The sequence below is a fragment of the Pseudoalteromonas sp. NZS100 genome, from assembly GCF_015864815.1.
Classification (GTDB): Bacteria; Pseudomonadota; Gammaproteobacteria; order Enterobacterales; family Alteromonadaceae; genus Pseudoalteromonas; species Pseudoalteromonas distincta.
Genome location: NZ_JADYWM010000004.1, coordinates 77,734 through 90,430, shown reverse-complemented (window position 1 = coordinate 90,430; position 12,697 = coordinate 77,734). Strand labels below are relative to the sequence as shown.

General features: G+C 39.0%; 11 protein-coding genes. 8 read left to right on the top strand and 3 right to left on the bottom strand.

The annotated features are described in order from the left end of the window. The first annotated feature begins 100 nt into the window (after positions 1 to 100). The 6 genes from I6E69_RS05420 to I6E69_RS05395 all read left to right on the top strand — a co-directional run bounded on the left by I6E69_RS05420 (position 101) and on the right by I6E69_RS05395 (position 6,415). Positions 101 to 763 carry a methylamine utilization protein gene (locus I6E69_RS05420; RefSeq protein ID WP_004335512.1) on the top strand — a complete coding sequence of 221 codons (663 nt, stop codon included), beginning with the start codon at positions 101 to 103 and terminating at the stop codon, positions 761 to 763. Further along, positions 756 to 3,071, top strand: coding sequence for an EAL domain-containing protein (locus I6E69_RS05415; protein WP_197120781.1), 2,316 nt, complete (start codon positions 756 to 758; stop codon positions 3,069 to 3,071). Before I6E69_RS05420 ends, I6E69_RS05415 begins: the two co-directional genes overlap by 8 nt. Continuing rightward, positions 3,058 to 3,891: a DUF3034 family protein gene (locus tag I6E69_RS05410; protein WP_004335508.1), complete on the top strand. Its 834-nt coding sequence runs from the start codon at positions 3,058 to 3,060 to the stop codon at positions 3,889 to 3,891. Before I6E69_RS05415 ends, I6E69_RS05410 begins: the two co-directional genes overlap by 14 nt. Continuing rightward, positions 3,891 to 4,310 carry a group 1 truncated hemoglobin gene (locus I6E69_RS05405; protein ID WP_024597015.1) on the top strand — a complete coding sequence of 140 codons (420 nt, stop codon included), beginning with the start codon at positions 3,891 to 3,893 and terminating at the stop codon, positions 4,308 to 4,310. The genes I6E69_RS05410 and I6E69_RS05405 overlap by 1 nt, the downstream gene beginning before the upstream one ends. 177 nt (positions 4,311 to 4,487) lie before the next feature. Next, the gene (locus tag I6E69_RS05400; RefSeq protein WP_231619717.1) at positions 4,488 to 5,582 is read left to right on the top strand and encodes a capsular biosynthesis protein; all 1,095 of its coding nucleotides are present in this window, start codon (positions 4,488 to 4,490) and stop codon (positions 5,580 to 5,582) included. Beyond that, positions 5,582 to 6,415: a sulfurtransferase gene (locus tag I6E69_RS05395; RefSeq protein ID WP_197120779.1), complete on the top strand. Its 834-nt coding sequence runs from the start codon at positions 5,582 to 5,584 to the stop codon at positions 6,413 to 6,415. Before I6E69_RS05400 ends, I6E69_RS05395 begins: the two co-directional genes overlap by 1 nt. Positions 6,416 to 7,155: 740 nt before the next feature. Here the strand turns inward: I6E69_RS05395 and I6E69_RS05390 are convergent. Next, on the bottom strand, positions 7,156 to 7,515 hold the full coding sequence (locus tag I6E69_RS05390; RefSeq protein ID WP_197120778.1) for a DUF5522 domain-containing protein: 360 nt from the start codon (positions 7,513 to 7,515) through the stop codon (positions 7,156 to 7,158). A 43-nt stretch (positions 7,516 to 7,558) separates the two neighbouring features. Here I6E69_RS05390 and I6E69_RS05385 point away from each other — a divergent pair, with 43 nt between their 5' ends. Beyond that, on the top strand, positions 7,559 to 7,885 hold the full coding sequence (locus I6E69_RS05385; protein ID WP_039488300.1) for a hypothetical protein: 327 nt from the start codon (positions 7,559 to 7,561) through the stop codon (positions 7,883 to 7,885). Positions 7,886 to 8,162: 277 nt separating this feature from the next. Here the strand turns inward: I6E69_RS05385 and I6E69_RS05380 are convergent, their stop codons facing one another. Next, positions 8,163 to 9,131 (bottom strand): class 1 fructose-bisphosphatase, encoded by a 969-nt coding sequence (locus I6E69_RS05380; RefSeq protein WP_033038639.1) that lies wholly within the window; start codon positions 9,129 to 9,131, stop codon positions 8,163 to 8,165. 154 nt (positions 9,132 to 9,285) lie between these two features. Here I6E69_RS05380 and I6E69_RS05375 point away from each other — a divergent pair, with 154 nt between their 5' ends. Further along, the gene (locus tag I6E69_RS05375) at positions 9,286 to 11,715 is read left to right on the top strand and encodes a zinc-dependent metalloprotease (RefSeq protein WP_197120777.1); all 2,430 of its coding nucleotides are present in this window, start codon (positions 9,286 to 9,288) and stop codon (positions 11,713 to 11,715) included. A gap of 110 nt (positions 11,716 to 11,825) precedes the next feature. On the opposite strand, the gene I6E69_RS05370 is transcribed toward I6E69_RS05375, so the two are convergent. Next, positions 11,826 to 12,599 (bottom strand): YggN family protein, encoded by a 774-nt coding sequence (locus tag I6E69_RS05370; protein WP_024595182.1) that lies wholly within the window; start codon positions 12,597 to 12,599, stop codon positions 11,826 to 11,828. Between the last annotated feature and the right edge of the window lie 98 nt (positions 12,600 to 12,697).

Below are 12,697 nucleotides of genomic sequence, written 5' to 3'. Positions count from 1 at the left end.
CCAGTAACTAAATCTTTATTTTTAGTTACTGGGCTATAATTCTTGCAATTAGTGCTCGTCTCTAATTAACTTAACCTAACATTAATGTTTAGGTATTGTTATGTTTGAACGGGCATTGCAAAAATTTGCTAAAAGTCATTACTTTTTAGCTATAGGTTTGTTTTTTAGTCAGTTTGCTTTAAGTGCAAATATTGAATTAGTAATAGAGGATCAACACGGCCAAAAGTTATCAGGTGCTGTGGTTGAGCTTAATATTGCTGGTAAACAAGCCACACCATCAAATTTGCCCATTGCTATAATGGACCAAGTCCATAAGCAGTTTTTACCCGAATTATTAGTTGTACAACAGGGTCAAAAAGTTAACTTTCCTAACAGCGATAATATTCGCCATCATGTTTATTCTTTTTCACAAGCTAAGCCTTTTCAACTAAGATTATATTCAGGCCAACCAAAAGAGCCCATTACGTTTGAGCAACAAGGGGTTGTTGTTTTGGGGTGTAATATACATGACTCTATGGTTGGCTATATTTATGTAGCTAACAGCGAATTCGTATATAAAACAGATAAAAAAGGCTATGTAAATTTGCCTATTAATACACTGCCTGCACAAGTGAGTGTGTGGCATCCATTACAAACAGCACCATTGGAGAATAAAAAAATGATAACAATTAATTCTCAAAAACAGTTACAGATAACAGTAAACACATCAACTCCAGCACCTAGAAATACCTTTGGTAGTAAGTTTAAGGCTGGTAATGACTAATAGTTTACGAAATCGCATAACCATTTTATGTGTTGGCTTAGTGTTATTAACCACTATGGTCAGCTTGTTTAGTTTTTGGTGGTCTACGAGTAAGTTTCAAGAAGAAAAAGTAAATCAAGATATTACCGTAGCGCAAAATGTTTATAAGCAATATTTAAAGTCAAAAGAAAGCCTACTGTTAACCGCTGCAAAAGTACTCACCTCCGATTTTGGTTTTAAGCAAGCTGTAGCAACGAGAGATGCAGGTACAATCAGCAGCGTGCTGTTTAATCACAGTCAGCGTATTGATGCCGAATTAATGTTGTTACTTGATTTATCGGGTAAGCTAATTTCCGCTAATACTGACGAAGACGCTTTTGCACACAACTTAAAGCCCTTGATGGAAGAGCTTTTAAGTGCGCCAGAAGAGTCTAGCTTTGTGGTGCTTAATAACGAGCTGTATCAAGTTATTTTATTACCTGTAAAAGCACCACGTACAGTGGCCTATAGTTTGGTAGGTTTTAAAATTGATGACAATGTAGCCCATGAACTAAAAAGCTTAACAGGTATGGATGTAAGTTTTATAGGCAGTGCTGACGATATTGTTATTAGCTCATTAGCTAATCGTCCTGAGCAATTTGAACCTGTTAGCTATTTTAGTACCGTAACCACATCGCGGTTTTTTGGTGAGTATTTAGTGTATCGTAACCGAGAAATAGATTTACCATCGTTGTTGACCCATCCCATAATTATTTTACTGAGCGCCGATTTAACTCAAAGTTATAGTGACTTCGAAAAACTGCTTTTTACACTTATTATTTTAGCTATTTTAACTATGTTTGTAGGTGTTATTACAAGCAGCATATTTGCAAATAATTTAACTACGCCACTTACTCAACTAGCTGTAATAGCAAGGCAATTTGCACAAGGTAATTATGCATTTGAATTCAAAGGGCGAAGGCAAAGTACCGAAATAGACACGCTAGTCGCAGCGTTTGATAGCATGGGTAATGATATTAATCAGCGCGAGCAACAAATTAGCTTTCAAGCTAGACACGACTCCCTAACAGGCTTTTATAACCGCTCAGCCATGCTTGAGGTGCTTGATGATGAGTTAGATTCATCAGCCGAGTACACGCTCGTTGCAATAGACATAAAAGGTCTTCGCCACATAAACGATAAGCTCGGTCCGCGCATTGGTGATGACTGCCTAAAGGCCGTTGCTTGCAGAATAAGTGAGTTTTCGGATGAGTTAGGGGGCTTTCATGCCCGTATTGGCGGCGATGAGTTTTTAACTGTGTTTCCGACTGCGGCAGCGCGTGAACACAAAAGCGGGATTGTTGGCTTAATGGCACAATTACAAGCGTGCTACACCATTCAAAAACTAAAAATTAACTTACGCTTTAGTGCAGGCATTGTGCAGTATCCTACCCAAGGAATTGCAAGTGATGACTTAATGCGCCGCGTGCTAATTGCTGTTGAAAGTGCTGCAAACACACAAGAGAGCATACATTATTATCAAAATGGTGAAGACGAGGCGCACTTAGAGCGCTTAATAATGCTTGATGAGTTAAAGCAGGCTATTAGTGATGATGATGGTCAGCTATTTATGACCTATCAGCCAAAATTACACATGAAAACGCAAAAAATAGATAAAGTTGAGTCACTTATTCGCTGGCAGCGAAAAGATGGTAGCTGGGTTAATCCTGAACTGTTTATTGACTTAGCTGAGCAGTCGGGCCTTATTGTTGAGCTTACTGGGTGGGTTGTTAATACGGTTGTAGCACAAGTAGCTGATTGGCAGTTTAAAAATATAAACTTACAGGCTGCAATAAATGTATCTGCGCAAGACATAGCATTTCCGGGCTTTCATGCTGCATTAGTTCGTACGCTTAAAAAGTACAAAGTAGATCCTAAGCTGATCACTATTGAGCTTACTGAGCGCGATATGATCGAAAACGAAGAAAAAGGTATTAAAGCGCTCGAAAACCTAAAGGCAATTGGCGTTAAAATATCATTAGATGATTATGGTGTAGGGCAAACATCACTTGGTCGATTAAAAATGTTACCGATTGATGAGCTTAAGCTAGATAAGTGCTTTATCCTAAAACTTGATGAATCGCAAAAAGATCAATTTATAGTGCAATCATCAATTACGTTGGGGCATCAGCTAGGTTTCTCGGTTGTAGCTGAGGGGGTTGAAACACTTGGCTCATTAAATTTACTTAGAGGTATGCAGTGTGACCATGCACAAGGCTATTACTTAAGTAGGCCTTTAAAAGCAGAACTATTAGAAGAATGGCTGGAGGAATACTATGCAAAAAATTAAATACTTATTAGCAAGTTTGTTTTTAATAGTTAGTGTGCCGAGCATTGCAAGCAATGGAAAACTGCTAGCTACGCCGGGAGTTTCTCAAATTGAAGGCAGTGGCGGCGGGGGGATTGTACCGTGGGCACAACTTGCTGGGTATGCAAGTGATGATGAATTTTCGGTAAATGGCTTTTGTAGCCGCGCAGATGTAACCGACTACACACTTGACGTATGTGGTGCACAACTTAATTTATTTAATCGTGTTGAACTTAGTTATGCCCAACAGCGCTTTGATGTACCAGCACTTGATGCTGAAATAGAGCAATCAATTACAGGTGCTAAAATACGTTTGTACGGCGATATTGTTTACAGTGATTGGCCACAGCTTAGCTTAGGAATTCAGCATAAATCACTGGATGATGGCAGTATTGCAACACTTGTAGGCGCAGAAGAGACTAGCGGTACTGACTACTACCTCGCTGCTAGTAAATTACATTTAGGGGCTATTGCTGGCTATAACTGGTTTTGGAACGTAACTACACGATACAGTGAAGCTAATCAACTTGGTCTACTTGGTTACGGTGGAGAAAATACTAGCGGAAAAGTATTATTTGAAGGCAGCACAGCACTATTTTTTAGTCGCGAAATAGCCGTAGGTGTTGAGTATCGTCAAAAATCAAATAACTTAAACTTAGGTGAACAAGATTGGAAAGACTTATTTGTAGCGTGGATGCCTAACAAGCATGTGAGTGTGACAGCGGCTTACCTTGATTTAGGAAGCATTGCAGGGGCTGACGATCAAACAGGTTGGTATTTATCGGTAACAGGGTATTGGTAATGAAAAGCGTTGGTATTTTTTTGATTTGTTTAGGGTTGCTTAGTGGGTGTGCAAATTCTACTAAGCTCTCACTTTATCAAAAGCTGGATGGTAAAGCGGGGATAGGCAGGATTGTTGATAGCTTTATCTATCAAATAGGCAATGACGAGCAGATAATTCATTACTTTGAACACAGTAATATAGCGCATTTCCGCCAAGGATTTATTAATCATATGTGCATGTTAGTAGAGGGCCCGTGTACATACGATGGCGACTCTATGGTGGCAATTCATACTGGTATGCATATTACAGAGAAAGATTTTAATCATGTTGTTGATTTGCTTATAAATGCAATGAATGAGCAAGATGTTAGCCATAGCTTACAAAACGATATTCTTTCTAGAATGGCGCCACTTCGTGATGAAATTATAAAAATGTAACTATAAAGCTTTCAAAGTAATTATTAAGTAAAGGGAACCTTGCTTTGATTGCATTGTCCACATAGAATTATTTCATAAAAACAACAATTGGCAAATATAGCTTGTATGGCTTATCTATTTATTTCTCGCAAAAATGTACACGCAAAATACTATAAAAAAATAATCAAAAGATTGTCGATGAATTGCCAATTACACATCATGGGAGCGCCTAAGCTTTCTGCTGTGAAATATTTAAAAGATGCGTTCCAAGTTAATTTTACTGGTGTAGTAAACTCTCAACTAAAACGTAAAAGAGCACGTAATACAACTTGGAATAATTCTATCATTACTGCGGTTTATAGTGCTGGTTTAGTTTTATTTGAACGATTACGATACGCTAAGTATTTAGCCTTATTAACCGAGACTAATCCTGAATGCATTGTTATTTGGAACGGCAATAAACTTCCAAATACAACCGTTGCTATGGCTGCAAAAGCATTAGGTGTAAAGCAGTTTTATTATGAAAATGGTTTACTACCCAGTACAAGCAGTTTAGACCCTAATGGTATAAACTATAATGCGTCGTTAAGCCGTGACCCTTCTTTTTACCTAAATTTTGACCCACAAAATAAGTTAAACTTTTCTGCGCCGGATTTAATTCCAAGAGCTGATCATAAAAAACGCTGTGAATTTGAGTGCGCCGATGTGCCAGAACGCTATATATTTGCGCCTTTTCAAGTACCTCATGATACTCAATTAGCTAGCTTTTCTCCGTGGATAAACTCTATGGACATGTTTTACGACGAGGTGATTAAAGCTGTCAAAAGCTTAAATGATCCAAGTTTAAAAGTGGTTTTTAAAGAGCATCCGTCGTGGCATAAACATTACGCTCATCTTTATGAAAAAGATCCGATTGCAATCTTTGCTAATGGAAATCAAACAAGTGATTTGATTAAGTGCGCTGAAGCCGTATTAACGATTAATTCAACGGTCGGCTTAGAAGCATTACTGCTAAATAAACGAGTTTTAACTCTTGGACAAGCCTGTTACAACATTGAGGGTTTGGTAAAGCATGCAAGCACTGCAGAGCAACTTGCAGCAAATCTGAACGAAGTAATGCAGGGCTGGCAACCAAATACATTATTAAAGGATAAGTTTTTTAGCTTTATTGAACATGTATATTGTATTCCTGGCGTTTGGAAACACACTGAAGATAAACACATTAAAGCGATTGAAGCGCGTTTTACGGGTAATGACGAGTTTGCTAAGTATCATGGTGATAAGGAATCGTAGTGAAAAACCTAATTAGCTGTCAGCAATTACACGAGCAACTCCACAACCCTGCATTAGTGATATTTGATGCAGGTATGCTGCGCCCAGGTGTTTTGGGTACTTATTCGCCGCAAGCAATGCTGCCCAACGCTAAACGTTTTGACATAAAAAACGAGTTGGCCGATAGATCAAATTCCTTACCAAGTACGGTATGCAGCGAGCAGCAGTTTACCCACGTGATGCAAAATGCAGGTGTAAATAACTATTCGTTTATAGTTGTATACGAAGATGGCGGTTTATTTAGCGCAGCAAGGGCGTGGTGGATGTTTAAAGCTATGGGGCACCACAACGTAAAAGTACTCAGTGGTGGCCTTAAAAAGTGGTTAGAGAGCGGTTACGCCACACAGCAAGGTTATAGCAAATCGTTAGGTAAAGGTGATTTTACGGCAAGCTATAATTCTGAGTATTTTATCAATAGCCAACAAGTGGTTGACGCAATTGATGAGCCCAGCACTGTATTGCTAGATGCACGTGCTTATAAGCGTTTTACAGGCGAAGAAAGTGAACCCCGAAAAGGCATGCGTAGCGGGCATATCCCAAATAGTCGCTCGTTGCCTTTTATGAATTTACTAAATAAAGGTGAAGCCAAACCACTTACTGAAATTAAAGCGATATTTAATGACGTGGTCGGGGATACGCAGCAGTTACAGTTTAGCTGTGGATCAGGTATTACAGCCTGTGTTTTAGCGTTATTTGCTACTGAATGTGGTTACAGTAATTTAAGCGTTTATGATGGCTCGTGGAGTGAGTGGGGTGCAAGTGATTCATTACCCATCGCCACAGGAGAAAAGTAGATGTTTTGGATATGTAAAGCTTGCTCACGTTAAAAACGCAGCGCCTCTAAACCTCTTTGTGAATAACAGTATTTAAAAATATTATTTACAAGGAGAAGTGAAAGAGAAGAAAATGAGAAGGTAAAAACCAGTGCTTACTCGTATTTGAATACTATTTTTATACAATCACTTACTCTAAAAGCGCAGCGCCTCTAAACCTCTTTGTGAATAACAGTACTTAAAAATATTACTCACATGGAGAAGTGAAAGAGAAGAAAATGAGAAGGTAAAAACCAGTGCTTACTCGTATTTGAATACTATTTTTATACAATCACTTACTCTAAAAGCGCAGCGCCTCTAAACCTCTTTGTGAATAACAGTACTTAAAAATATTACTCACATGGAGAAGTGAAAGAGAAGAAAATGAGAAGGTAAAAACCAGTGCTTACTCGTATTTGAATACTATTTTTATACAATCACATACTCTAAAAGCGCAGCGTCTCTAAACCTCTTTGTGAATAACAGTATTTAAAAATATTACCCACAAGGAGAAGTGAAAGAGATGAAAATGAGAAGGTAAAAACCAGTGCTTACTCGTATTTGAATACTATTTTTATACAATCGCTTACTCTAAAAGCGCAGCGTCTCTAAACCTCTTTGTGAATAATTGCATTTAAAAATATTACTCACAAGGAGAAGTGAAAGAGAAGAAAATGAGAAGGTAAAAACCAATGTTTGCTCGTAGTTGTATTAAATAGCTTTTACTTTTTAAAACCATAAGGGCAGTTTTTACAACCATTTTTGCAGCACGAACCACGCTTTAAAAAAAACCACTTACTAAATATCATGTAACCACTTTGCATGGTGTAGTCGAGCCCCTCAGTTAAATTGTCGTTACCTCTAAATTGCTTTGCAAAGTCTATTTGGGTTTTAATAGGTTGTGTATAAACACCCTCTAAAAAAGTATTTATTTTATTAAGCGTACACTTGCGGCATAAACAACTTGTTGCTGTGATATCAAGCGGTAAAATAGCCGGCAGCTCATTGCACCAACACGCTGATATATCGTCTACATTACACGTTAAAGTACTGTGGCATTGAGTGCAGTTAAGTTCAGTCATTATAATTCTTTTTAGTAACAGTGAGCCAAGAATAACAAATATTATGAATACACAAAAAGCATTAGCTGAATTTATTACATTTGGTGAGCAAAGGGACGAAGCTATATCGGTTATCGTTTCAAGCCCTGCTGATAGCAATAAAACTCATTATACTCTCTCAACCGAGGTTTTAATTGATGTGCTGAAACGCTGTTTAAGTAACGAAATAGACTTAGATGATCTAGAGCTTTGGGCAAACGTAATTGAATCGCGAGATGACATTGATTGTGCTGAGCACGAAGGTTTTATTTATGCGCTCAGTAATAGCGAGCAAATGGGAGAGCTTAATCATCAAAAGCTTGCTCAAATAGTTGCGTTAGTAAAAGTTTGATTTGTTTAAAAAGCGAGGTGTAAAACCTCACTTACAATCTATGCAACCCTGTAGGTGCGAATTTATTTCGCGCTCATGTAACGTGGCTTTTGAGATTAAAAGCGAGGTATAAAACCTTACCTACAACAACACATGCACTAAACTTAGGTGCGAATTTATTTCGCGCTCATGTAACGTAGCTTTGGTGTTAAAAAATGAGGTGTAATACCTCACCTACAAAAAAACCGCACTTCAATTGAATGCGGTTTTTTAAATTGAAGGTAATCGTTTTAAGCGATTATTTATGATATCCCAAGCACGTTTCTACTTCGTTTTTAGAACCTAAAATAACAGCTACTCGCTGGTGGATTGCATCAGGCTGAATATCCATAATACGCTCAGTACCGGTCGATGCGATACCGCCAGCTTGCTCTACTAACATAGCCATTGGATTTGCTTCGTAAAGTAGGCGTAATTTATTTGGCTTTTTAGGATCTTTAGTGTCTGTAGGGTAAGTAAACAAACCACCACGGCTAAGCACGCGATGTACATCGCCCACCATTGCTGCAATCCAGCGCATATTAAAGTTTTTAGCGCGCGGGCCTGTATCGCCTGCTAGCAAATCATTGATGTAGTTTTGCATAGCTGGCTGCCAATGGCGTTGGTTAGACGTATTAATGGCAAATTCGTTTGTATCAGCAGGGATTTCGGCAAAATCTTGTGTAAGTAAAAAGCTGCCTTGTGTTTTATCAAGGGTAAACATGCGCGTGCCTTTACCTGTAGTCAGCGCAAGCATTGTTGATGGCCCGTAAAGTACGTAACCTGCAGCAACTTGCTTGTGACCTGGTTGCATAAATATGCTTTGATCAGCAGCGTCAGAGCCTTCAGGCGCTTCCATAATAGAAAATATAGTACCCACAAGTGAGTTAATATCCGTATTTGACGAGCCATCGAGTGGATCAAATGCCACTATAAATTTAGCGTCTGGGTTACCTGCTACTGTGTAGTCTTCTTCTTCAGACGCGATTGCTTTAACCGTACCTGATTCCAGTAAAATATCTTTTAACAACTGATTAGATAATACATCGAGCTTTTTTTGAGTTTCACCTTGAATATTCTCATCAAGGGTTGAGCCTAATACGCCAGAAAGCGCGCCTTGACCAACGCGAAACGAAATTTCTTTGCATGCTGCTAAAATTGTTCGAATTAATGATAAAAGTTCTCTTGAACAACCATCTTCAAGTAATACTGGAGGGAGTCTACGCATTCTATTTTCCTGATAACGTGTTAAAACCAATCATAATGTGAGAGAGATTAGCTTAGAGCGCTGAAATTCGTCTTAAATAACTGTATTGTTTAAATAGCACCCTATAATGGGACCACCTAATCGTACTTAAAACACAAATAACAAAGATAAGATTATGAAAAAAATACCACTACTAAGTTACATATTCTTTACTGTGCTGTGCTCTATCATAACTCAAGCGCACGCAGCAATTAAGTCAATTGATGAATTTACTACGCAAATGAATCATTTTCCGGGCTATTATTCGTTTTTTTACGATACCCAAAACGCAAAAGTATATTTAAAAGTTGATAAGTTTGAACAACAATTTTTACTGCAGCAAAGCTTGCCTTACGGTATTGGCTCTAACGACATAGGCCTTGATAGAGGTCAGCTTGGTAATACTCACCTTGTGCAGTTTGAGCGTTTTGGCGACAAAGTAATGCTACGCGCTGTAAATACTTACTATCGTGCTAATACAAGTAACAAGGCTGAACAGCAAAGTATCAAAGAGGCGTTTGCATCAAGTATACTTGCTGGTTTTAAAGTGGTCGCAGAAGATAAAGCCACAGCACTTATTGATTACACGCCTTATTTATTAAGTGATGTACACGGCGTAAGCCGCACACTTGCTGCACGAAAGCAAGGCAACTTTAGCCTTGATGAATCACGTAGCGCCGTTTATATGAATCGCTCAAAAGCATTTGTAAAAAACACCGAGCTTGAAGCCGTACTTACATTTAAGGGCACAAAACCAGGTGAATTTGTTCGCCAAGTAAGTGCCGACCCTTATGCGCTTACTGTTCATATGCATCATTCACTTATTCAATTACCAGATGATAACTACACGCCTCGTAAGTTTAATCCGCAATCAGGTTTTTGGAGTATAGAACATAAAGATTACGCAGCGCCGCTTGGTGAGTCTATGTATGTGCGTTATATACCGCGTCATCGTCTAACTAAAAAGGACTCAAGCTTACCTATTAGTGAGCCTGTTAAACCAATCGTTTATTACCTTGATCCTGGCGTTCCAGAGCCCGTTAAAAGCGCTTTGCTTGAAGGTGGAAAATGGTGGAACGACGCATTTACGGCTGCAGGATATAAAAATGCATTTATAGTAAAAGTGCTGCCAAGTAGTGCCGACCCTATGGATATTCGTTACAACGTCATTCAATGGGTACACCGTGCAACGCGTGGTTGGTCATACGGAAGTTCTGTAATTGACCCGCGTACAGGTGAAATACTTAAAGGGCATGTAACACTTGGCTCATTGCGTGTTCGCCAAGATATTTTAATAGCTGAAGCACTCGCTGCTCCTTATTTAAAAGGCAATGAAGTTGCTAAAAACTTGCAAGCAATGGCGCTTGATCGGATTCGTCAATTAAGCGCGCATGAAATTGGTCACACGTTAGGTATTGCTCATAACTTTGCGGCATCGGTAGGTGATAGAGCTTCTGTAATGGATTACCCACATCCGCTACTTAGTTTTAATGAACAAGGTAAGCTTGATGTTACGCGCGGCTATGCAACAGGCATGGGCGTATGGGATACCCAAGTAATTAAATATGGCTATAGCGATTTTACTAACCAAGATGAAAGCGCAGAACTTGCTGCTATTTTAAAAGAGAACAAAGCCAAAGGCCTTGAGTTTATATCAGATAGCGACGCTCGTGCTAAAGGTGGCGCACATCCAACCGCTCATTTATGGGATAACGGCACTAATCCTTCGCAGGAGCTTTTACGAGTACTCGACGTACGTAAAAAAGCGCTTTCGCAGTTTGGTATTAATAATATTAAAACGGGCGATTCATTATCGCAATTAGAGAAAAAACTAGTTCCGCTTTATCTGTTTCACCGTTTTCAGGTTGAGGCTGCGGTGAAGCTTATAGCCGGTGTTGATTACGAATACGAAACACGCAGTGACTCACCCGTAAAAGGTGCGCAAGTGGTTGATAAAAAAATGCAACAAGAAGCGGTAAACGCTATTTTTGCAACGCTTAAGCCAAGTAACTTGTTACTTCCTGAATCGGTACTATCACTAATTCCGCCAAAAGCGTATGGCGAGTCTAAGTCGCGCGAGAGCATAGTGGGGCGCACAGGGTTAACGCTCGATGCAATGGCATTACCCGAGGTTGCAGTGCAGCACAGCTTGTCGCTTTTATTAAACGCACAACGTTTAAACCGCCTAGCGCAGCAGCAAGCACGTAGTAATGACTTTTATAGTTTAGATGAGTTACTTGAGGAGCTATATGGCCAAGTGTTTAACGCGTCATCACCTAATACAATGACAGGTAAAATAACTCAGCGCGTGCAATTTTTAACTGCAAAAGCCATGGCTGATTTAGTAGCAAGCGATAGTGCAAGCCCTGAAGTGCAAGCGCAGTTACGTTACTACTTAGTTAAATTGAGTGAAGACTTTAACCAAAACTCAATGCTGAGCCATACAAGTACTGGCGAGAGTGCGTTTAAGCAATATTTAGCTGAGCAAGTAAATCAGTTTTTAATTAAAGGGCAATGGCCAAACAACTTTAAAGTGCTGCCAATCCCACCGGGCTCACCAATTTAGAATAAAAAGTAGAAGCGCTTATTTTAAATCAATCATTTAATCAATCATAAAGCAAAACACCGAGTATATTTATACTCGGTGTTATTTTATTCTAAAAACGAATACGTACTCTAAGACTTTATTTGCACTAAATCGTAATCGGCCATACCAGGTACTATTGCCTGTAAGCGAGACTCGGTTACATCGAGTGCATTTAAACATTCGCAATACTCAGAAGCCTTAAGCTCTAATTGATGTGCCTTTTTTTGTAGCGATTTATCAATTTCTCTTGAGATAATATCCATGCGTTGCCCCATGTCGTTAATGCGATCTTCTATATTACCTTCACGCGATTTAAACGCATCTCCAAGTGATACCAAAATAGCACCTAACGATCCATGCACAGCAGAGTGAATTTGCTGGCTGATCTCTTTAGTAAAAAAATCATCTATTTGCGAAAGTGATTGAGGGGCTATAAAAAAGAAGTCATCTCCGCGCTTAAACTTATCCATTAGCGCGCGCTCTACATACTGCAATTGTGTTTTAAGTACTTCAGGTTCTTTGTCTGACATACCTTCAACTACGTGTTCAATAGCGCTTAAACCTAAGTTAACACCATCGGTAGCAAGGTTTACTAATTCGGGGACTGTGTGGCGAATACCATTACTAAACTGTTCGAGTACTTTGCTTTCGTCATCGCTTAAATCAACCCAATAACCGCGAATAAACAGTTGGTTATTGTTATTAATTTGGACACGAGTTTGGCCTTTATCTAATATGCGAATTGCATCGTCAGTAATAATTAAACCATGACGTAATTCAACATCGCATTGGGCTTGAGCAAAGACACTAGTGCTTGAGAGCGCCATGGATAACGCCAATATCGAACGAGATAGAAACGCCATAAACACCTCAAAAAGACTAAAATGGAAGGCGAGTAGGTTAACAAAAAAACAACTTTATGCAAGGGAAAATAAACCTATCAACTATCTCACAGAATAGT